Origin of the sequence: Streptomyces sp. NPDC059567 (assembly GCF_042735655.1) — a bacterium.
GTDB lineage: Bacteria > Actinomycetota > Actinomycetes > Streptomycetales > Streptomycetaceae > Streptomyces.
In genome coordinates this window covers 24,952-44,798 of the sequence record NZ_JBHWBS010000060.1, presented here as the reverse complement: position 1 = coordinate 44,798, position 19,847 = coordinate 24,952, and the positions used below count along the sequence as shown (strand labels likewise).

Below are 19,847 nucleotides of genomic sequence, written 5' to 3'. Positions count from 1 at the left end.
GGGACCTGAGCCGGCGCCCCCCGCTCTAGACCCTCCGACGCTCGTCGGCCGCGTCCGATGGGTATCAGCGACAGTCAGGACATCCCGATGCCGGGTGTCACAGGGCCCGGATAGGTTCGCCCGGCAGTGATCAACTGCTCGATCGGGAGGGGAACCGATGAAGAGAACGAGGGCGAACACCTGGCTGGGGGCGGCCTCGCTGGCCCTGGCGTGCGCGGCGGGGCTGCTGGGGGGCGGGACGGCGCAGGCGGCGGAGGCGTATCCGTACACGACGGCCGATCCGAAGGTGCTGCCCGGAGGGACGTGCGTCACCACCGGCACGCTGCCCTGGATCGGCAACACGGATATCAGTCTCACCCTGCGGGTCGAGGGCGAGAGCAGCACCGAGGGTCACCCGGAGGCGCACTTCGTGCTCCGTCAGGGCACCGACCCCGACACCGCCCCGATCCTCGACACCTCCGTCGGCGCGTCCGCCGGAAGCCACGCCACACTGCGGGTGCCCCAGGGCCGGCTGCCCGAGGGCGAGGGTTACTGGTGGCAGGCCCGGCTGGAGAGCAGGAGCGGCGCCTCGGCGTGGACCGCGCCGTGCGGCTTCAACGTCGACCTGACGAGGCCGGCCGCGCCGACGGTCGTCTTCACGGACACCGCGCAGCACCCGAACGGGGTGCCGCCCGGAACGGTGCGCACGGTGCGCCTCAGCCTGCCGGAGGGGACCGAGGCGGACCACTTCTGCGTCGCTTCGGACCCGACGACGGTGACGTGCCCGCAGCACGAGCGGGTGCCGGTGGGTTCCGACGGAACCGCCACGACCACGTTCGTCACCCCCGAGTCCACGGGCCCTGCCACGGTCTGGGCGCGGGCCGTGGACCGCGGGGGCAACATCTCCGACCGCGCCTCGGCGGACTACTGGATCACCTACCCGTTCATCGAGCGCTTCGGTGACTACGACAGCGACGGCCGCGCCGATCTCCTCGGTGTCGGCGCGGACGGGAAGCTGACGCTGCGCGCCGGGCAGGAGGGCGGAGGCTTCGGCGTGCCGGTGGTCGCGGATGGCCGGAACTGGTCGAACGCCCGGCTGGCGAGGGCGAGTTGGCTGATCAACCGGTACGGCCCCCAGGAGCCGAACGATGTCCGCAACGACATCGTCGCGCTGCAGGGCGGGAAGCTCTTCGCCTACCCGGGCAATGGCGCGGGCGGCTTCGGCGAGCCGGTGGAGATCACCGGATACGACTGGTCGGGCGTCTCGGACATCGCGGTCAGCCGGAGCGAGAGCACCCAGCCCATGCTGCTGGCCAAGGAAGCGGACCGACTGCTGATCTTCGACCTGAACAACGGGGGGCCGCTCTACGTCCGTGAACCGTCCGTTCTCGCCGCGAGCGGCTGGGCCTCGAAGTCGGTCCACTTCTCGGACGGCCCCGCGGATTCCGGTATGCCGTTCTTCTGGGCACGGGACACCCGCCGGGGGACGCTGCAGCACTTCCCGGTCGACTACGGCACGGCCGAGCCGTGGGCGCTCGGGGCGCCGACCACCGTCTCCCCGTCCGGCTGGACGGCGCGGCAGCGTCCCTCCGTGGCCGTCGTGGGCGACCTGGACGGCGACGGGCGGAGCGATCTGGTCTCCCTCGACCGCTCGGGCGCCCTGCTGCTCCACCCGGCCGCCGAGGACGGCTCGTTGGGTGCGCCGGTGACCCTGCATGCCAAGGGCTGGAAGGGCGTCGCCCTCTTCTGACGCGTCGCGGAAGCGCCACGGGCCCCCGCCGGGATCGGCGGGGGCCCGTGGCCTGTTCAGAACTTGATGGAGCCCACGGTCTGCGTTATCGAGTCGAGGAAGCGCTGGATGTCGTCGGCCATGCCCGTGGAGGCAAGGAAGAAGCCGAAGAGCACCGCGACCACGGCCGGGCCGGCCTTGAGGCTTCCGCCGCGGATCAGCACCACCAGGATGATCGCCAACAGCAGCACCACAGACAGTGAAATGGCCACAACTGATCACACCCTCGGTCGGTCCCACCTTGCCCGCCAGGGAGCGCGCGTCACACAACACCCCCCGCTGTATCCATGGTGCCATCAACCCCCCTGCCCCCGCTGCGGTGTGACGAACCGTCGCGGACAAGATCGCGAGATTCCGGCCGGGACGCCGACGGGTCCGCGGACGTTCCACAGGAACGCAAAGAGAGAGATACAGCACACCCGCACAACCAAGGGTGGTTTGCCCCGGATTTCGCACATATAACTGCGAAGCGGGGAAGGGATTTCGCCACTCAACGCATCGAATGCCCCTTATGCGCCACATGGTTTGATCACAGGTGTCACACAGCTAGGGTCCTCGAATGTCCTCCGCCATACAGACAAGCGCCAGGACTCCGCTGCCCGAGGGCGAGGAGGCGGGGTCGGTCCCGACGACGCGGGGTAAGGGCGAGGCCGCCCGCAAACCCACCGCGCGCGATCCCTACTTCGACAACGCGAAGTACTTCGCGATCCTGCTCGTCGTCATGGGGCACGTGTGGCCCGCGGTGATCGAGGGAAGCCGGGCCACCCGCGGCCTGTACATGCTGGTCTACACCTTCCATATGCCGGTGTTCATACTGGTATCCGGCTATCTGTCCCGTAGTTACACGGGCCGCCCGGACCAGCTGAAGCGGCTGCTCACCGGCGTCGTCGTGCCGTACGTCGTCTTCGAGGTGGCGTACACGCTGTTCACCCGGTGGGGGACGGACACCTTCCGGTCGATCAGCCTGCTCCACCCCACGTATCTGATGTGGTTCCTGATCGCCCTGTTCATCTGGCGGCTGACCACCCCGTTCTGGCGCGTCGTGCGGTGGCCGCTGGCGACGTCCCTGGTGATCGCGACGCTCGCGTCGGTGACCCCCGCGATCGGCGGCACCCTGGAGATGTCCCGGGTGCTCCAGTTCCTGCCGTTCTTCGTGCTCGGACTGTCCATGAAGCCCGAGCACTTCGTGTTCCTGAGGCGGCGGCCGGTGCGCATCGCCTCGGTCCTAGTGTTCGCCGCCGCGATTCCCCTCCTCTACTGGCTGACGCCCACCCTCTACCTGAGCTGGTTCTACCGCTCCCAGAGCGTGCAGGAGATGGGTGTCGGCGTGTGGTGGGGCCTGTTCATCGCCGGGATCCTCTTCCTCTGCACGCTGGTGCTGACGGCGGCGTTCCTCTCCCTCGTTCCCGGCAGCCGGCGCTGGTTCACGGCGCTCGGCGCGGGCACCATCTGCGGCTATGTGCTGCACGGATTCGTGATCCGGGGTCTGAGCTACCTCGGCCTCTTCGAGGACAACCCGTGGCTGGCGACCGCGCCGGGCCGGGTGGTCGTGACCCTCGCCGCGCTCGTGGTCATGACGCTGCTCTGCACCCCTCTGGTACGCCGGGCGCTGAAGTGGGTCACGGAGCCCGAAATGGCGTGGGCCTTCCGCAAGGACGCGCCGGCGAAGCAGGCCTGACGCGAGCCGGTCGAGAACGACGCCGGACGGCCCCGGACCCTCCCGAGCACGGGACGGTCCGGGGCCGTTCCGCTTCCGGGGCCGTTCCGCTTCCGGGGCGGTTCCGCCTCCGGGGCCGTTCCGCCTCCGGGGATTCCGTTTCCGACGGCGTGTTCCGCTTCCGGCGGGGTGCTCCGCTTCCGGCGGGGTGTTCCGCTTCCGGGGTTTCCGCTTCCGGCGGGGTGTTCTGCTGACGGGCCGGTTTCCGGAGCGCCGGAGATCAGGCCTGGCGGCTGATGAGGAGCAGGGCGCGGTCGTCGTTGACGTCCTTCGCGCAGGCTTCGATCAGATGCCAGGCAGCGCCCTCGAAGCCCGAGGCGACATAGCGGTCGGCCTCGCCGGTGAGGCGGTCGATGCCCTCCGCGATGTCCCGGTCGGCGGCCTCGACGAGGCCGTCGGTGAAGAGCATCAGGACGTCGCCGGGCCGCAGCGAGCCCTTGACCGGGTGGAACTCGGCGCCGTCGTAGACGCCGAGGAGCGGGCCCTCGCCCGACTTCTCCTCCCAGCGTCCGGTGCCCGCGTGGAGCTGGAGCGCGGGCAGATGCCCGGCGGAGAGGAGTTCGTAGTCCCCCGACTCCAGGTCGAGGACCAGATGGATCGAGGTGGCGAAGCCCTCGTCCCAGTCCTGGCGCAGCAGATAGCCGTTGGCGGCCGGCAGGAAGCCGTGCGGCGGCAGCGAGCCGAGGAGTCCGCCGAAGGCCCCGGAGAGCAGCAGGGCGCGCGAGCCGGCGTCCATGCCCTTGCCGGAGACGTCGGTGAGCAGGACCTCCAGGGTCCGGCCGCCGTGGGTGCGGGCCGCGACGACGAAGTCACCGGAGAAGGACTGGCCGCCGGCCGGGCGGAGCGCCATCTCGCGGTGCCAGCCCTTGGGGAGCCGTGGCAGGGCGCTCTGTGCCCGGATGCGTTCGCGCAGGTCGAAGAGCATCGTGCCGCCGCGCCGCCAGGGCACGCCCACGCGGGCCCGGAACTGGGCGATGAGCAGCCCGAACAGTCCGCAGGCCGCCACCACCAGGACCGTTCCCGGCGTGACCCGGGCCGGGCCCTGCGTGTACGGGCCGAGCACGACCGACTCGACGATCAGGGCGCCGGCGGCCGCCGCGTACAGCGCGAGCAGGCTCGCGGGGCGCAGCAGCAGTCCCCCGGCGACGATCGGCAGGACGAGCGCGGCGGGCGCGCACCACACCGGATTGGCGAGGGTGCCGACGGTGATCGCCGGGATGGTCAGCAGCAGTCCGGCGAACGCGACCCAGTCGGAGCCCTCGCCCCGGAAGTAGTCGACGCCGGACTTGCGCAGGGCGATGCGGACCCGGTGTGCGCTCCTGCGCATCCGGGCCGAGTACGAGGCGACACCCGCGCGACTTCCCATTGGCCTGGACCCTATCCACCCGGTCGGACCTCGTGCAGGGGGACCCCTGAGACATTGCACGTGAAATCGGGTCGCGTCGGGCTGGTGGGCGCTGATATCGATGGCATATGACGACTGAACTGCGCGTGCTGGACCCGGCGGAGTGGGACGACTGGTACGAGAACCTGCTGCTCGCCTTCGGCGGCGTCGCGGAGGCTCCGGAGGAGCGGCAGCTCTGGCGGGACTTGACCGAATACGACCGCTCGCTCGGCGTCTGGGACGGCGAGAGCTGTGTCGGCACGGCGGGCGCCTTCTCGTTCCGGATGTCCGTACCGGGTGGCGCGATCGTGCCGACGGCGGGCGTCACGATGGTGAGCGTCGCCGCGACGCACCGGCGGCGCGGGATCCTCAGCTCGATGATGCGGCGTCAGCTCGACGACCTACGGGCGTGGGGCGAGCCGCTGGCCGTGCTGACGGCCTCGGAGCCGGGGATCTACGGACGCTTCGGCTACGGCATCGCCACCTATCAGACGCGGGCGACGATCGACACGACCCGCGTGCGGCTCACCGTGCCGGAGGGTACGGACGACGTGGTGCTGCGGCAGGCCGATCCGGCGAAGGCGGCCGCGGCGTGCGAGGCGGTCTACGCGCGGCTGGTGCCGCGCCGGCCCGGGATGATGGCCCGCAGGCCGCAGTGGGAGCGGCTGCCGCTGCTCGACCCGGAGAGCGAGCGGGGCGGGGCCTCGCCGCGACAGTGCGTGCTGGCGGAGCGGGACGGGGAGGTCGTCGGCTACGCGCTGTACGCGATCAAGCCGGAGTGGTCCCAGAGCGGGCCCGACGGCAGTGTGCTGCTGAAGGATCTCGGGGCGCTGGATCCGGCGGCGGAGGCGGCGTTGTGGCGATTCCTCTGCTCGATCGACCTGACGTCCTCGGTGACGGTCCACGGCCGGCCGGTTGACGACGCGTGGCAGCACCTGGTGAGCGACATCCGGCGCTGCGTGCCGGCGCAGCGGGACTCTCTGCATCTGCGTCTGGTGGACGTGGGCGCGGCGTTGGCTGCGCGGACGTACCAGGTGGGGGTGGACGTGGTGTTCGAGGTCGCCGACGCGTTCTGTCCCTGGAACGAGGGGCGGTGGCGGTTGACCGGGGACGCCGCGGGGGCGGTGTGCGTGCGGACGGAGGATCCGGCGGATCTCGCCTTGTCCGTACGGGAGTTGGGGGCGGCGTATCTGGGTGGGACCTCGCTGGTCTCGCTCGCCGCGGCCGGGCGCGTGCGGGAGCTCCGCGACGGGGCCCTCGTGGAGGCGTCCGTCGCCTTCGGGTCCCCCGTGGCTCCGTGGTTGCCGCACGGGTTCTAGGGGTGTCTTGTCGCGGGCGGGGGCACGGGGCGGAGTCGCCCGCGAGGCGCCGTCCCGTGCGCCCCCGCGCGTCAGCGCGTTTGGCAGCCCGGGCACCAGAAGAGGTTGCGGGCCGCCAGGTCGGCCGTGCGGATCTCCGTGCCGCAGATGTGGCAGGGCTGGAGTGCGCGGCGGTAGACGTAGACCTCGCCGCCGTGGTCGTCCACGCGTGGTGGGCGGCCCATCGCCTCGGGCGTGTGCTCGGGGCGGACCGTGTCGATGCGGTTCAGGCGGACGCCCTCGCGCATCAGTCCCACGAGGTCGGTCCAGATCGCCGTCCATTCGCGGCGCGTCAGGTCCTTGCCCGCCCGGTACGGGTCGATGCCGTGCCGGAAGAGGACCTCCGCGCGGTAGACGTTCCCGACGCCCGCGAGGACCTTCTGGTCCAGGAGCAAGGCCGCGATCGTCGTGCGGGACGTGGAGATCCGGTTCCACGCCTTGGCGGGGTCGTCCTCCTCGCGGAGCGGGTCCGGGCCCAGGCGGTCGTGTATCGCCCGCTTCTCGGCGTCCGTGATCAGGGCACAGGTGGTGGGGCCGCGCAGGTCGACGTACGCCTCGGGGTTCGCGAGCCGCAGCCGCACGGTGTCCGTGGGCGGCGGGGCCGGGGCGTCACCGAAGTTCACCTTGCCGAAGAGGCCCAGGTGGATGTGGACCCACTCCTCCCCGGGGAAGCCGAGGAAGAGGTGCTTGCCGTGGGCCTCGGTGGAGTCCAGGACCGCGCCGTCGAGCAGTGCCGCCGAGTCCGTGAACTTGCCCTGCGGGCTGGTCACCCGCACGGACCGGCCGCCGAACCGTTCCCGGTAGTCGGCGGCCAGTCGGTGGATCGTGTGCCCCTCGGGCATCAGGCGGTCGGCTCCTGCGGGTGGTGGGCCGGGATCGCGGGGAGCTCGCCGGTCGTCTCGTACGCGGAGAGCATGTCGATCCGGCGGGTGTGACGCTCGTCACCGGAGTACGGGGTGCTCAGGAAGATCTCGACGAACTTCGTCGCCTCTTCCTGGGTGTGCATCCGGCCGCCGATGGAGACGACGTTGGCGTTGTTGTGCTCGCGGCCGAGGGCGGCGGTCTGCTCGCTCCAGGCGAGGGCGGCGCGCACCCCCTTCACCTTGTTCGCGGCGATCTGCTCGCCGTTGCCGGAGCCGCCGATGACGATGCCCAGGCTGTCCGGGTCCGCGGCCGTCTTCTCGGCGGCGCGCAGGCAGAACGGCGGGTAGTCGTCCAGGGCGTCGTAGATGTGGGGACCACAGTCGACGGGCTCGTGGCCATGGGCCTTCAGCCACTCGACGAGATGGTTCTTGAGTTCGAAGCCGGCATGGTCGGAGCCGAGGTACACGCGCATGGGTCCGAGTGTGGCACGGCGGGGCCTGGGTAGCGGTCAGCGGGGTCGGGGCCCTGGTCCGCGTCGGTGCGGACGTTCGGCCCTTACACAACGAATCGGAATCAGCCCTTCCGATAACCCCGTCCCCCGGTGTTGAATGCTCGGGCTCGCGACCCGAGCGCCCCCCACACGAAGGAAAGCGTTCATGAACACGCAGCCGACCCTCACGAAGGAAGGCGGGACCACCGGAAACACCGGTGATTCGCAGCAGTCCGACGGGCTCAAGGCCGGTCTCAAGAACCGCCACCTCTCGATGATCGCCATCGGTGGCGTCATCGGCGCCGGCCTCTTCGGCGGCTCCGCGGCCGGCATCACTGCCGCAGGCCCCGGAATCCTGCTGTCCTACGCGCTCGTGGGCACGATGGTCGTCTTCGTCATGCGGATGCTCGGCGAGATGTCCGTGGCGAACCCCACCTCCGGCTCCTTCTCGGCCCACGCCGACCGGGCGCTCGGACGCTGGGCGGGCTTCTCCATCGGCTGGCTGTACTGGTTCTTCTGGGTCGTCGTGCTCGCCGTCGAGGCGACCATGGGCGCGGACATCCTGAACGGCTGGATCCCGGCCGTCCCGCAGTGGGCCTGGGCGCTGATCGTGATGGTCGTCCTGACCGTCACCAACCTCGGCTCGGTCGCCTCCTACGGTGAGTTCGAGTTCTGGTTCGCCGGCATCAAGGTCGTCGCCATCGCCGCCTTCATCGTGGTCGGCGGGCTCGCGATCTTCGGCGTCCTGCCGGGTGCGGACACCTCGTCCGCCGGACTGAGCAACCTCACCGAGCACGGCGGCTTCCTGCCCAACGGCTACGGCGCGATCCTCACGGGCATCCTGATGGTCGTCTTCTCCTTCATGGGCAGCGAGATCGTCACCCTCGCCGCGGGCGAGTCGTCGGACCCGCGCCGCGCGGTCGCCAAGGCCACCAACAGCGTGATCTGGCGGGTCGGCATCTTCTACCTCGGCTCGATCCTGGTGGTCGTCTCGCTGCTGCCGTGGAACGACCCGTCGCTGCAGAAGGACGGCTCGTACGTCGCGGCGCTCAACTCGATCGGCATCCCGCACGCCGGTCAGATCATGAACGTCATCATCCTGACCGCGGTGCTGTCCTGCCTGAACTCGGGCCTCTACACCGCCTCCCGCATGGCCCACTCCCTCGGCCGCCGCGGTGACGCTCCGAAGGCCTTCGGCCGGACGAACGCGAAGGGCGTGCCGACGGCCGCCATCATCGGATCGGTGATCTTCGGCTTCGTCGCCGTCTTCTTCAACTACAAGTGGCCCGACACGGTCTTCGCCTTCCTGCTGAACGCGTCCGGCGCGATCGCGCTCTTCGTCTGGCTGGTCATCTGCTTCTCGCAGCTGCGCATGCGCAAGATCATCCTGCGGGAGTCCCCGGAGAAGCTGCTCGTGAAGATGTGGCTCTTCCCGTACCTGACCTGGGCGACCATCGCGATGATCGTCTTCGTCCTCGGCTACATGCTCTACAACGGCGGCTCCGCCCGTGAGCAGGTCCTGCTGTCGCTGCTGGTGGCGGGCCTCGTGGTCGCCATCGCCGTGGTCCGCGACCGCTTCGGCAAGAACGCCGAGCCCGTCACGAAGGACTGAATCCATACCTGACGGGTTCTGTCAGGTATGCCCGAGAAGCTCTCCGCATCCAGGGAATCCCCCGAGGAACGGAGAGCTTTCTCATGTCCGTCCCCGCACGGCGCGTCTTCCGCCCCGGCGACGCCGGGTACGACGCGGAAACGCAAAAGAGGCTCGCCCGGCTGAAGTCGAACCTCGACCCGGCGAACCTCTTCAGGCGGAACCGACCGCGTCAGCCCTTCCGGCCGATGAGCTTCCACGCGGTCGGCAGCACGCCCATCGCGAGCGCGGCCTTGAGCGCGTCGCCGACGAGGAACGGGGTCAGACCGGCGGCGACCGCCTGCGCGAACGACATGCCGGTGGCGAAGGCCAGGTACGGCACGCCGACCGCGTAGATGATCACGGAGCCGAGCGCCATCGCGCCCGCGGTGCGGAGCACGGAGCGGTCGGCTCCGCGGCGCGCGAGGGCGCCGACGACGGTGGCGGCGAGCAGCATGCCGAGGATGTAGCCGAAGGACGGCATCGTGTAGCCCGAGGAGGCCTGCGCGAACCAGGGCACGCCCGCCATGCCGACGACCGCGTACAGCGCGAGGGAGAGGAAGCCGCGGCGGGCGCCGAGCGCCGTGCCGACGAGAAGGGCCGCGAAGGTCTGGCCGGAGACGGGGACGGGCGAGCCGGGGACCGGGACGGCGATCTGCGCGGCGATGCCGGTGAGGGCGGCGCCGCCGACGACGAGCGCGATGTCGCGGGCGCGGCTGGACGGCAGCAGGTCGGCGAGGACCGTCCCGGAGCGGAGGGAACGGACAGGGGCGACGGCGGTGCTCATCGGTACTCCGCAGGGGGTGAGGGGGTACGGGGACGGATCGACCGTAGTCGAGGAGTGAACGCTCGATCACCATCAGCCGCCCACAAAGGGGAGGTTGGGCCCTTCGTCGAGATCAAACAAAGAACTGGATCCACGCCTCGCGCCACGTGACGCTTGTCACGGCGAGGAGCTGGCAAGAGGGCCATTTTGCGCCAGGGGCCGCTCACCGGGGAGACTGTGGGTTCTCCATAAATGCCCCATGAACGCTTTCGAAGGCACGAGCCCCCTCATGCACGACGCACCGCCTGCCGCCCCGGCTCCCCTCGCCCCCGAACCGGAGCCGCTCTCCCACGGCCTGAAGCAGCGTCATCTGACGATGCTCGGACTCGGCGGGGTGATCGGGGCCGGGCTCTTCGTCGGCTCGAGCGCGGGCATCGCGGTCGCCGGACCCGGCATCGTCCTGTCGTATCTGATCGCGGGCACGCTCGCGATGCTGGTCATGCGGATGCTCGGCGAGATGTCGGCGGCCATGCCGGCGTCGGGCGCCTTCTCCGTCCACGCCGAGCGGGCGCTCGGCCGCTGGGCGGGCTTCTCGGTGGGCTGGCTGTACTGGTTCCTGCTGGTCGTCGTCCTCGCGGTGGAGGCGACGGGCGCGGCGCGGATCGCCCACGGCTGGGTGCCGGGGGTCCCGCAGTGGGGCTGGGTCCTGATCTTCATGATCGTGTTCACCGTCACCAACCTCGCGGCGGTGAAGAACTTCGGCGAGTTCGAGTTCTGGTTCGCCGCGCTCAAGGTCGGCGCGATCGTCCTCTTCCTCGCCCTGGGGACGCTGGCGATCGTCGGCTGGCTGCCGGACACGGATCCGGTGGGGATGACCAATCTGACCGGCCAGGGCGGTTTCCTGCCCAACGGCTGGGAGGGCGTGGTCTCCGGCGTGCTCGCCGTCGTCTTCGCCTTCGGCGGCCTGGAGGTCGTCACGATCGCCGCCGCCGAGTCGGACGACCCGGCGCGCAACGTGGCGCGGGCGGTGCGCAGCGCCGTCTGGCGGATCCTTCTCTTCTACGTCGGCTCGATGCTGGTGATCGTGACGCTGCTGCCCTGGACCTCCATGGTGCCGGGCCAGTCGCCGTACGTCGCCGTGCTCGACTCCATCGGGGTGCCGTCGGCCGGCCAGATCATGAACGTCGTGGTCTTCGTGGCGCTGCTCTCGGCGCTCAACGCCAACCTCTACGGCTCCTCGCGGATGATCTTCTCGCTCGCCGAGCGCGGCGAGGCGCCGAAGGGGCTGTTGAGGATCTCGGGGGGAGGGGTGCCGCGGCGGGCGGTGCTCGCGTCGGTGGCCTTCGGCTTCGTCTCCGTACTGCTGAATCTGAAGTGGCCGGATACGGTCTTCCTCTACATGCTCAACGCGGTCGGCGCCGTGCTTCTCTTCGTCTGGGCCCTGATCGCGGTCTCCCAGCTGAAGCTGCGCCGCCGGATCGAGCGCGAGGCGCCGGAGACCCTGATGCTGAAGATGTGGGGCTTCCCGTGGCTGACCTGGACGGCGCTGGCCGCGATGGCTGCGGTCCTGATGCTGATGCTGACCGACGACGCCGCGCGGCCGCAGGTGCTGTGGTCGGCCGGGGCCACCGGGGCCGTCCTGCTGGTGGCGTGGCTGCGGGAGCTCCGTACGGTTCGGTCATAATCCTTCACTTTGTGTGAAGGTCGTGACCGTATAGCGGACATCTGTTCCCTGTAAGCGGGGCACCCACCCAGACTGTGGGCCGTTCCCCCGTCTCAGCCAATGAACAGGGCGGCCCATGTCACGGACCACCGCGCCCGAGCCCGTCGACCGCAAGGACGACCAGGCACCCCCCTCACAGGGACTCACACACGGCCTCAAGCAGCGCCATCTGTCGATGATCGCCCTCGGTGGCGTCATCGGCGCCGGCCTCTTCGTCGGCTCCGGTGCCGGTATCGCCGCCGCCGGTCCCTCGATCGTCGTCGCCTACGCCATCTCCGGTCTGCTCGTCATGCTCGTGATGCGGATGCTGGGCGAGATGTCGGCGGCGAACCCGGCCTCCGGCTCGTTCTCCGTCCACGCCGAGCGGGCGATCGGCCCGTGGGCCGGCTTCACCGCGGGATGGGCCTTCTGGTTCCTGCTCTGCGTGGCCGTCGGCCTGGAGGGCATCGGCGCGGCGAAGATCATGACCGGCTGGTTCCCGGGCACCCCGGAGTGGGCCTGGGTGGCCCTCTTCATGCTGGTGTTCTGCGGGACCAACCTGGCGGCGGTGAAGAACTTCGGCGAGTTCGAGTTCTGGTTCGCCGCGCTCAAGGTCGGCGCGATCGTCCTCTTCCTCGGCATCGGCGTGCTCGCCATCGTCGGCGTGCTGCCCGGCACGGACGCCCCCGGCATGGCGAACCTCACCGGTGACGGCGGGTTCTTCCCGAACGGCTCCGAGGGGCTGATCGTCGGATTGCTCGCCTCGGTGTTCGCGTACGGCGGTCTGGAGACCGTCACCATCGCCGCGGCCGAGTCGGAGCACCCCGTCCAGGGCGTCGCCAAGGCCGTCCGTACGGCGATGTGGCGCATCGCGCTCTTCTACATCGGCTCGATGGCGGTCATCGTCACGCTCGTCCCGTGGGGCGACAAGGCGGTCGTCGACAAGGGCCCGTACGTGGCCACCCTCGACCACCTGGGCATCCCGGCCGCCGGCCAGATCATGAACGTGGTCGTGCTGGTCGCTCTGCTGTCGGCCATGAACGCCAACATCTACGGCGCCTCCCGGATGGCCACCTCGCTGGTCGCCCGCGGCCAGGGCCCGAAGGCGCTGGGCCGTACGTTCGGCGGCGTGCCGCGACCCGCGGTGCTCGTCTCCTCGGTCTTCGGTTTCCTCTGCGTGATGCTGAGCTACTGGCGGCCGGACGACATCTTCATCTGGCTCCTGAACACCATCGGCGCGATCATCCTCGTCGTCTGGTTCTTCATCGCCGTCTCGCAGCTGCTGCTGCGCCGCCGCACCGAGCGCGAGGCGCCCGAGAAGCTGGTCGTGAAGATGTGGGCGTTCCCGGTGCTGACCTGGGTGGCGCTGGCCGGCATGGCCGCGATCTTCTTCCTGATGGCCCGCGAGGAGGGCACCCGGGTCCAGCTGTACTGGACGGGCGCCCTCACGGTGCTGCTCGCGGTGATCGGCTTCGTCCGCCAGAAGGCGGTATCGGGCCGCGCCTCCTGACTTCGCTCCCTCTCTTCCGGAACCCCCGAACCGTCTGCGGTTCGGGGGTTCCGCCATGTCCGGGACGCCGGACCTAGGACGAAGGGCTGATCAACTTCCTTGTGCACCTGCTGCTAGCCTGCAGCTGCATAAGGTTTGCAATAAGCAGCAGCGGAGGGCTCGGCATGGCGATCTACACACTTCCTGAACTTCCGTACGACTACGCGGCGCTCGAGCCGGTCATCAACCCCCAGATCATCGAGCTCCACCACGACAAGCACCACGCCGCCTACGTCAAGGGCGCCAACGACACCCTGGAGCAGCTGGAGGAGGCGCGCGACAAGGAGCAGTGGGGCTCGATCAACGGCCTGGAGAAGAACCTCGCGTTCCACCTCTCCGGCCACATCCTGCACAGCATCTACTGGAACAACATGGACAGCCCGAAGGACGGCGGCGGCGGCGAGCCGCTCGCGGCCGACGGCGTGGGCGACCTCGCGGACGCCATCACCGAGTCCTTCGGCTCCTTCGCCAAGTTCAAGTCCCAGCTGACCAAGGCCTCCGCGACCACCCAGGGCTCCGGCTGGGGTGTCCTCGCGTACGAGCCGATCAGCGGCCGGCTGATCGTCGAGCAGGTCTACGACCACCAGGGCAATGTCGGCCAGGGCTCGATCCCGGTGCTGGTCTTCGACGCCTGGGAGCACGCCTTCTACCTGCAGTACAAGAACCAGAAGGTGGACTTCATCGAGGCCATGTGGCAGGTCGTCAACTGGCAGGACGTGAACAAGCGCTACCAGGCCGCCAAGACGTCCGTCCCGCTGATCTCCATCTGATCGGCCCCCGCTCGTCCTGCTCGTGATCGTCTTCTCAACCTTCACTTGCGGACGGATGAAAGAAGAACCCCCGTGATGACGTGAATCACGGGGGTTCTTCCATGGCCGGGCGGGGTCCTACTCGAAGCTCGGCGCCGCCGTCCGCGTGCGCTTGATCTCGTAGAAGCCGGGCGTCGAGGCCACGAGCAGGGTGCCGTCCCACAGCCGGGCCGCCGCCTCGCCGCGCGGGGTCGGCGTCACGACCGGGCCGAAGAAGGCGACCTGGTCGCCGTCCGCGCCCGGGACGGAGATGACCGGCGTGCCGACGTCCTGGCCGACCTTGTCGATGCCCTCCTTGTGGGAGGCGCGCAGCTCGGTGTCGTAGGTGTCCTTGTCCGCGTAGTCCACCAGCTCGGCCGGCAGGCCGACGTCCGCGAGGGCCGCCGAGATCGCCTCGCGGGTGGGCCCCTCGCCGTCGTTGTGGAAACGGGTGCCGAGCGCCGTGTAGAGCTTGCCGACCACCTCGTCGCCGTGCAGCTGCTGGGCCGCTGTCACCACACGGACCGGGCCCCAGGCCTTGGTCTCCAGCATCTCCCGGTACTCGGCCGGGACCTCGTCGAGCCTGTTCTCGTTGAGGACGGCCAGGCTCATCACCTTCCAGCGCACGTCGACCGGGCGCACCTTCTCGACCTCCAGCATCCAGCGGGAGGTCATCCAGGCCCAGGGGCACAGCGGATCGAACCAGAAGTCGGCGGTGGTCCTGCTCTCGGACATGTCACTCCTCAGGGACGGATGTCTATGCGCCAGAGGGAGCAACACCATCGGTCGGCGGGGACATTCCCCGAGTGCCGTGCGTCAGTGGCACATGGGAGGATCGGTGCTGTTTCGAAGGCGCCACGAAGGAGTGACCGTGCCCGGTGAGAATCTGTCCCGCGACGAGGCCCGCGAGCGGGCCGCGCTGCTGTCCGTCGACGGGTACGAGGTCGCCCTCGATCTGCGGTCGGCGGTCGGCGAGTCCGGGGACGGGGGTCCCCCCGCCGAAGGCACGGGGAGCGTGCGCACCTTCCGCTCGGTGACGACGATCCGCTTCCGCCGTACCGGCACGGGCTCCGCCACCTTCGTGGACCTGATCGCCCCGGCGGTGACCTCCGTCGAGCTGAACGGGCGCGCGCTCGACCCGGCCGTCGTCTTCGACGGTGCCCGGATCGCGCTGGACGACCTCGCCGACGAGAACGTCCTGGTGGTGGACGCGCAGTGCGCCTACAGCCGGACCGGCGAGGGCATGCACCGCTTCGTCGACCCGGAGGACGGCGAGGTCTACCTCTACACGCAGTACGAGCCGGCCGACGCCCGTCGGGTCTTCGCCAATTTCGAGCAGCCCGACCTCAAGGCCCCGTACCGCTTCGAGGTGACCGCGCCCGAGGGCTGGACGGTCTGGTCGAACGGCGTGGGCGAGCAGGACGCCGAAGGGGTGTGGCGGTTCGCCGAGACGGCCGCGATCTCCACCTACATCACGTGTGTCGTGGCCGGTCCGTACCACTACGTCACCGACACGTACAAGCGCGGCGACATCGAGATCCCGCTCGGCGCGATGTGCCGCAAGGGGCTCGCCAAGCACTTCGACGCGGACGACGTCTTCCTGATCACCAAGCAGGGCTTCGACTTCTTCCACGACAACTTCGACTACCCGTACCCCTTCGGGAAGTACGACCAGGCCTTCGTCCCCGAGTACAACCTCGGCGCGATGGAGAACCCCGGCATGGTGACCTTCCGCGAGGAGTACATCTACCGCGGCAAGGTGACGCAGGCGGCGTACGAGCGCCGGGCGAACGTCATCCTGCACGAGATGGCGCACATGTGGTTCGGCGACCTGGTCACCATGGTGTGGTGGGACGACCTGTGGCTGAAGGAGTCCTTCGCCGACTTCATGGGTTCCTTCTCGCTGGCGGAGGCGACCCGCTTCACCAACAGCTGGGTGACCTTCGCCAACAGCCGCAAGTCATGGGCGTACCGCGCCGACCAGCTGCCGTCCACGCACCCGATCACGGCCGACATCCGTGACCTGGAGGACGCCAAGCTGAACTTCGACGGCATCACGTACGCCAAGGGCGCCTCGGTCCTGAAGCAGCTGGTGGCGTACGCGGGTCGGGACGCGTTCATGGAGGGCGCGCGCCGCTACTTCAAGCGGCATGCGTACGGGAACACGCGCCTCGCCGATCTGCTGTCGGTCCTGGAGGAGACCTCCGGGCGCGACATGAAGGCGTGGTCCCGCGCCTGGCTGCAGACCTCGGGCGTCAACACCCTGACGCCGGCCGTCACCTACGACGCGGAGGGCCGCGTCACGGAGCTGGCCGTCGTCCAGGAGGGCGACGAGCTGCGTCCGCACCGTGCGGCCGTGGGTCTGTACCGACTGTCGCCCGAGGGCGAGCTGGTCCGCTTCGCGCGGGCGGAGGCGGACATCACCGGGGCGCGGACGATCGTCGCCGAGCTGGCGGGCCAGGAGCGGCCCGACCTGATGCTCGTCAACGACGACGACCTGACCTACTGCAAGATCCGTTTCGACGAGGGTTCGCTGGCCACGCTGCGGGCGCACCTCGGCGACATCACCGACCCGCTGGCCCGCGCGCTGTGCTGGTCGGCGCTGTGGAACCTGACGCGGGACGGTCTGATGCCGGCCCGGGACTTCGTCGCGGTGGTGCTGGAGTTCGCCGGCCGTGAGACGGACATCGGCGTGCTCCAGATGGTGCATGCCTGGGCGCGCACGGCGGTCACGCACTACGCGGCGCCCGCATGGCGTGCGGAGGGCGGCCGGCTGCTCGCCGAGGGCGGGCTGCGCGAGCTGCGCGTGGCCGAGCCGGGCAGCGAGCACCAGCTGACCTGGGCGCGGTTCTTCGCGGCGACGGCGGCCTCGGACGCGGACTTCCGGCTCCTGGAGGGTCTCCTCGACGGTACGGCGAGCATCGACGGCCTGGATGTCGACCAGGAGCTGCGCTGGTCGTTCCTGGAGCCGCTGGCCACGCACGGCCGGGCGGACGAGGCCCGGATCGGCGAGGAGCTGACCCTCGACGACACGGCGACCGGCAAGCGCCACCAGGTGCGCTGTCTGGCGGCCCGGCCCTCGGCGGCGGTCAAGGCGCAGGCCTGGGCGCAGGTCGTCGAGTCGGACACGCTGTCGAACGCTCTGGTGGAGGCGACGATCGCGGGCTTCGCGCAGCCCTCGCAGCGGGAGCTGCTCGCGCCGTACGCGGAGAAGTACTTCGCCGCGATCGAGCGGGTGTGGGCCGAGCGGTCGATCCAGATCGGCATGGACGTGGTCCGAGGGCTGTTCCCCGGCCTCCAGGACGACGAGTCCACGCTCGCGGCGACGGACGCGTGGCTGTCCGCGCACGAGGACGCGGCGCCGGCGCTGCGCCGGCTGGTGCTGGAGTCCCGGGACGACCTGGCCCGTGCGCTGCGCGCGCAGGCGTGTGACGGGGCGGCCTGACGCACCCTGAGGGCAGGCGTTCCGCAGGCGTGTGGGTCAGCCCCTGCGGAACGCCTGTCCACGACGGGATAGGGGAGGGCCGCGGTGGTGGTGCCTTTTCGGCACTCGAACGCGCGTACTTTAGGGCGAGCTTGTCCCGGTTTGGTGACGCGCTTGTAACAGCGGTTAGCGGAGGTCCGGTAAGCGGAAGACCCCCGTCATGAACCACAACACCCCCATCAGCCCCCGCCCGCTCCCCCTCCCTCCTCACGCGGAGAACCACCAACGCGTGCTGCCCGTCTCCCAGTTGCGTGCCCAGGGGATGTCCGGCACCGAGATCGCCGCGCGCTGCAAGCCGGGCGGCGGCTGGCAGCAGATCCTGCCCGGCGTCTTCCTGCCCCACCCGGGACAGCCCACCAGCGAGGAGCGACTGCAGGCCGCACTCCTCTACGCCCGCCGCTCCGGCGTCGTGCCCTCCCAGAACCCCGACGCGATGATCACCGGGCTCGCCGCGCTCGCCCTGCACCGCTTCTCCTCCGCTCCCCCGCTGACCTCCCTGGACCGGATCGACGTCCTGGTGCCGCGCACCCGCCGGTTGCGGTCCACCGGCTGGGTCAAGGTGGAGCGCGCCCAGGACATGCCCGAGCCGCTGGAGCTCACGGGGGTGCCGGTCGCGCCGGTCGCCCGGGCCCTCGCGGACGCCGTGTCCGGCCTGACCGACGCGGGCGTGGTGCGCCGGCTGCTCACCGAGGCGGTACGCGGCGGGCACTGCGAACCCGGAGCGGTGGTACGGGAGTTGAACCGGGCGCGGCTGCTCACCCGGCCGCATGTGGTGGACGCCGTGGACTCGCTGCTCGCCGAGGGCCGGAGCATCGCCGAGGAGCGGCTGTACGAGATGGTGCGGGAGTTCGCGCTGCCCGACCCGCTGTGGAACGTGGACCTGCGGCTGCCCGGCGGCCCGCACCTCGGCGGCCTCGACGCGTACTGGCCGGACCAGGCGGTGGCGGTGGAGCTGGACACCCGGGCGCCGCGGCAGGACGACGACGCGCTGTGGTCGGAGTACACCCGCAAGCGCGAGCACCTGGAGCGGCTCGGCATCACGGTCGTCCACATCACCCCGCGCAAGCTGCGCGAGGCGATGGACCAGCAGGCCACCGTGGTCCGTACGGCCCTGATGGCCGCGTCGGACCGGCAGCCCGCCGCCTATGTCGTCGTCCTGCCCCGGTGACGCATCAGCCGCAGAACTCGGCCTCGACGACGGTCTGACTGTCGCCCGCCCAGTCGGCGTTGAAGTTCATGGCGAGCGAGTGCTCGCCGTCCCTGGTGACGACGGCCTGCGAAGAGGAACCGTGGATGCCACCACCGTGGCCCCACACCTCCTTGCCGCAGCTCAGCTTCGCCTGCATCAGCCCGAGGCCGTAGAAGAACTCCGGGTCCTCCGCGCTGACGGGCACGGCCTTCGTCATCTCCCGCATCTCGGCCTTCGGCAGCAACGCGCCCTTGAACAGGGCCCGGTAGAAGGTCTGCAGATCGTTGGAGTCGGAGATCATCTCGCCGGCCGCGCCGGCGAGGGTCGGGTTCAGCTCGGTGACGTCGTGGACCGTCGTCGCGTTCTCGTCGACCGCCAGCTTCGAGAACGCCCGTGAACTCGGCTTCGGCATCGTCACGGTCGTCCCGGGCACGCTGGTGGCACGCAGCTTCAGCGGCTTGATGATCCGCCGCTCGACCTCCTTTCCGTACGGACGTCCCGTGACCTTCTCGATCACCATGCCCGCCAGGACGTAGTTGGTGTTGGAGTAGTTCCAGGCGGTGCCGGGGGCGAAGTCCGGCTTGTGGGTCATCGCGATCGCGACGAGCTGCCGCGGGGTCCAGGTGTCGTAACGGTGCTCCAGGAAGCCGGGCCCGAAGACCTTCTCCTGGAATCCGGTGTCCGCGGTGTAGCCGTAGATCCCGCTGGTGTGGTTGAGGAGTTGACGGACGGTGATCTTGCGGCCGTCGTGGCCGTTGCCGCGGACCACGCCGGGCAGCCACTTCTCGACGGGGTCGTCGAGGTCCAGGCGGCCCTCGGCCTGCAGCTGGAGGAGGACGGTGGCGACGAAGGTCTTGGTGATCGAACCGACCCGGTAGCGGTCCTGGCCGCCGCGGTCGCCGGCCGTCCCGGTCCAGCCGGCGCGGCCGGACCGGGCCTGGGCGACGGCGCCGGGCACGCCCGCCTCGACCGCCGCGTCGAGAGCCTTCTGGGTGGCGGTGTGGTCCGGCTTCTTCGGCGCGGTGGCCGCGACGGCGGGCGCGGCGAGCGCTCCGGCGGTGAGCGCTGCCACGGCGGTGGCGGCGAGGACGGTACGGGCGGTGCGTGCGGTGCGTACGGCTGGCATCGTGCGGGCTCCCCTGTCGTGTACTGCGGTCA

Annotated in this window: 16 protein-coding genes; 9 read left to right on the top strand and 7 right to left on the bottom strand. The window is 70.2% G+C overall.

Annotated elements, in window-relative coordinates; all coding sequences use genetic code 11:
* Positions 1 to 157: 157 nt before the first annotated feature.
* The gene (locus tag ACFVZW_RS24270; protein WP_384524856.1) at positions 158 to 1,729 is read left to right on the top strand and encodes a hypothetical protein; all 1,572 of its coding nucleotides are present in this window, start codon (positions 158 to 160) and stop codon (positions 1,727 to 1,729) included.
* 56 nt (positions 1,730 to 1,785) lie between these two features.
* Here the strand turns inward: ACFVZW_RS24270 and ACFVZW_RS24265 are convergent, their stop codons facing one another.
* Positions 1,786 to 1,980 carry a hypothetical protein gene (locus tag ACFVZW_RS24265; protein WP_384524853.1) on the bottom strand — a complete coding sequence of 65 codons (195 nt, stop codon included), beginning with the start codon at positions 1,978 to 1,980 and terminating at the stop codon, positions 1,786 to 1,788.
* Positions 1,981 to 2,327: 347 nt separating this feature from the next.
* Here ACFVZW_RS24265 and ACFVZW_RS24260 point away from each other — a divergent pair, with 347 nt between their 5' ends.
* The gene (locus ACFVZW_RS24260) at positions 2,328 to 3,446 is read left to right on the top strand and encodes an acyltransferase family protein (protein ID WP_384524850.1); all 1,119 of its coding nucleotides are present in this window, start codon (positions 2,328 to 2,330) and stop codon (positions 3,444 to 3,446) included.
* Between the two features lie 259 nt (positions 3,447 to 3,705).
* Here ACFVZW_RS24260 and ACFVZW_RS24255 read toward each other — a convergent pair whose 3' ends face one another.
* Positions 3,706 to 4,851 (bottom strand): PP2C family protein-serine/threonine phosphatase, encoded by a 1,146-nt coding sequence (locus ACFVZW_RS24255; RefSeq protein WP_384524847.1) that lies wholly within the window; start codon positions 4,849 to 4,851, stop codon positions 3,706 to 3,708.
* 107 nt (positions 4,852 to 4,958) lie between these two features.
* Between ACFVZW_RS24255 and ACFVZW_RS24250 the strand changes: the two genes are divergently transcribed.
* Positions 4,959 to 6,188 carry a GNAT family N-acetyltransferase gene (locus tag ACFVZW_RS24250; RefSeq protein ID WP_384524845.1) on the top strand — a complete coding sequence of 410 codons (1,230 nt, stop codon included), beginning with the start codon at positions 4,959 to 4,961 and terminating at the stop codon, positions 6,186 to 6,188.
* A 71-nt stretch (positions 6,189 to 6,259) separates the two neighbouring features.
* Here ACFVZW_RS24250 and ACFVZW_RS24245 read toward each other — a convergent pair whose 3' ends face one another.
* Together ACFVZW_RS24245 and ACFVZW_RS24240 are read right to left on the bottom strand one after the other, a co-directional pair.
* Positions 6,260 to 7,069: an Fpg/Nei family DNA glycosylase gene (locus ACFVZW_RS24245; RefSeq protein ID WP_384524842.1), complete on the bottom strand. Its 810-nt coding sequence runs from the start codon at positions 7,067 to 7,069 to the stop codon at positions 6,260 to 6,262.
* The gene (locus tag ACFVZW_RS24240; protein WP_329120558.1) at positions 7,069 to 7,563 is read right to left on the bottom strand and encodes a ribose-5-phosphate isomerase; all 495 of its coding nucleotides are present in this window, start codon (positions 7,561 to 7,563) and stop codon (positions 7,069 to 7,071) included. The genes ACFVZW_RS24245 and ACFVZW_RS24240 overlap by 1 nt, the downstream gene beginning before the upstream one ends.
* 184 nt (positions 7,564 to 7,747) lie before the next feature.
* On the opposite strand from ACFVZW_RS24240, the gene ACFVZW_RS24235 reads away from it, so the two are divergent.
* Positions 7,748 to 9,193: an amino acid permease gene (locus tag ACFVZW_RS24235; protein ID WP_384524839.1), complete on the top strand. Its 1,446-nt coding sequence runs from the start codon at positions 7,748 to 7,750 to the stop codon at positions 9,191 to 9,193.
* Positions 9,194 to 9,404: 211 nt separating this feature from the next.
* On the opposite strand, the gene ACFVZW_RS24230 is transcribed toward ACFVZW_RS24235, so the two are convergent.
* On the bottom strand, positions 9,405 to 9,998 hold the full coding sequence (locus tag ACFVZW_RS24230; protein WP_384524836.1) for a biotin transporter BioY: 594 nt from the start codon (positions 9,996 to 9,998) through the stop codon (positions 9,405 to 9,407).
* Positions 9,999 to 10,266: 268 nt separating this feature from the next.
* Here ACFVZW_RS24230 and ACFVZW_RS24225 point away from each other — a divergent pair, with 268 nt between their 5' ends.
* From ACFVZW_RS24225 to ACFVZW_RS24215, 3 genes are all read left to right on the top strand, one after another.
* Complete coding sequence (locus ACFVZW_RS24225) at positions 10,267 to 11,661, top strand: amino acid permease (protein ID WP_384524859.1); 1,395 nt, start codon at positions 10,267 to 10,269, stop codon at positions 11,659 to 11,661.
* A 115-nt stretch (positions 11,662 to 11,776) separates the two neighbouring features.
* Positions 11,777 to 13,189: an amino acid permease gene (locus ACFVZW_RS24220; protein ID WP_384524833.1), complete on the top strand. Its 1,413-nt coding sequence runs from the start codon at positions 11,777 to 11,779 to the stop codon at positions 13,187 to 13,189.
* Between the two features lie 164 nt (positions 13,190 to 13,353).
* Complete coding sequence (locus tag ACFVZW_RS24215) at positions 13,354 to 13,998, top strand: superoxide dismutase (protein ID WP_384524830.1); 645 nt, start codon at positions 13,354 to 13,356, stop codon at positions 13,996 to 13,998.
* Positions 13,999 to 14,115: 117 nt separating this feature from the next.
* On the opposite strand, the gene ACFVZW_RS24210 is transcribed toward ACFVZW_RS24215, so the two are convergent.
* A complete protein-coding gene (locus ACFVZW_RS24210) occupies positions 14,116 to 14,751 on the bottom strand; it encodes a DsbA family protein (protein ID WP_384524827.1) in 636 nt (211 codons plus the stop codon).
* A gap of 136 nt (positions 14,752 to 14,887) precedes the next feature.
* Here ACFVZW_RS24210 and pepN point away from each other — a divergent pair, with 136 nt between their 5' ends.
* Positions 14,888 to 17,461: an aminopeptidase N gene (pepN, locus tag ACFVZW_RS24205; protein ID WP_384524824.1), complete on the top strand. Its 2,574-nt coding sequence runs from the start codon at positions 14,888 to 14,890 to the stop codon at positions 17,459 to 17,461.
* A gap of 199 nt (positions 17,462 to 17,660) precedes the next feature.
* Complete coding sequence (locus tag ACFVZW_RS24200) at positions 17,661 to 18,668, top strand: hypothetical protein (RefSeq protein WP_384524821.1); 1,008 nt, start codon at positions 17,661 to 17,663, stop codon at positions 18,666 to 18,668.
* 4 nt (positions 18,669 to 18,672) lie between these two features.
* On the opposite strand, the gene ACFVZW_RS24195 is transcribed toward ACFVZW_RS24200, so the two are convergent.
* Positions 18,673 to 19,815, bottom strand: a complete 1,143-nt coding sequence (locus ACFVZW_RS24195) for a serine hydrolase domain-containing protein (protein ID WP_384524819.1) — start codon at positions 19,813 to 19,815, stop codon at positions 18,673 to 18,675.
* Between the last annotated feature and the right edge of the window lie 32 nt (positions 19,816 to 19,847).

What these genes read in the sequence shown, in the direction of transcription:
- ACFVZW_RS24270 (WP_384524856.1), top strand. Translation starts at nt 158, where the DNA reads ATGAAGAGAACGAGGGCGAACACCTGGCTGGGGGCGGCCTCGCTGGCC.
- ACFVZW_RS24235 (WP_384524839.1), top strand. Translation starts at nt 7,748, where the DNA reads ATGAACACGCAGCCGACCCTCACGAAGGAAGGCGGGACCACCGGAAAC.
- ACFVZW_RS24225 (WP_384524859.1), top strand. Translation starts at nt 10,267, where the DNA reads ATGCACGACGCACCGCCTGCCGCCCCGGCTCCCCTCGCCCCCGAACCG.
- ACFVZW_RS24215 (WP_384524830.1), top strand. Translation starts at nt 13,354, where the DNA reads ATGGCGATCTACACACTTCCTGAACTTCCGTACGACTACGCGGCGCTC.
- ACFVZW_RS24245 (WP_384524842.1), bottom strand. Translation starts at nt 7,069, where the DNA reads ATGCCCGAGGGGCACACGATCCACCGACTGGCCGCCGACTACCGGGAA.
- ACFVZW_RS24255 (WP_384524847.1), bottom strand. Translation starts at nt 4,851, where the DNA reads ATGGGAAGTCGCGCGGGTGTCGCCTCGTACTCGGCCCGGATGCGCAGG.
- ACFVZW_RS24200 (WP_384524821.1), top strand. Translation starts at nt 17,661, where the DNA reads ATGAACCACAACACCCCCATCAGCCCCCGCCCGCTCCCCCTCCCTCCT.
- ACFVZW_RS24250 (WP_384524845.1), top strand. Translation starts at nt 4,959, where the DNA reads ATGACGACTGAACTGCGCGTGCTGGACCCGGCGGAGTGGGACGACTGG.
- ACFVZW_RS24210 (WP_384524827.1), bottom strand. Translation starts at nt 14,751, where the DNA reads ATGTCCGAGAGCAGGACCACCGCCGACTTCTGGTTCGATCCGCTGTGC.
- ACFVZW_RS24195 (WP_384524819.1), bottom strand. Translation starts at nt 19,815, where the DNA reads ATGCCAGCCGTACGCACCGCACGCACCGCCCGTACCGTCCTCGCCGCC.
- ACFVZW_RS24240 (WP_329120558.1), bottom strand. Translation starts at nt 7,563, where the DNA reads ATGCGCGTGTACCTCGGCTCCGACCATGCCGGCTTCGAACTCAAGAAC.
- ACFVZW_RS24220 (WP_384524833.1), top strand. Translation starts at nt 11,777, where the DNA reads ATGTCACGGACCACCGCGCCCGAGCCCGTCGACCGCAAGGACGACCAG.
- ACFVZW_RS24230 (WP_384524836.1), bottom strand. Translation starts at nt 9,998, where the DNA reads ATGAGCACCGCCGTCGCCCCTGTCCGTTCCCTCCGCTCCGGGACGGTC.
- ACFVZW_RS24260 (WP_384524850.1), top strand. Translation starts at nt 2,328, where the DNA reads ATGTCCTCCGCCATACAGACAAGCGCCAGGACTCCGCTGCCCGAGGGC.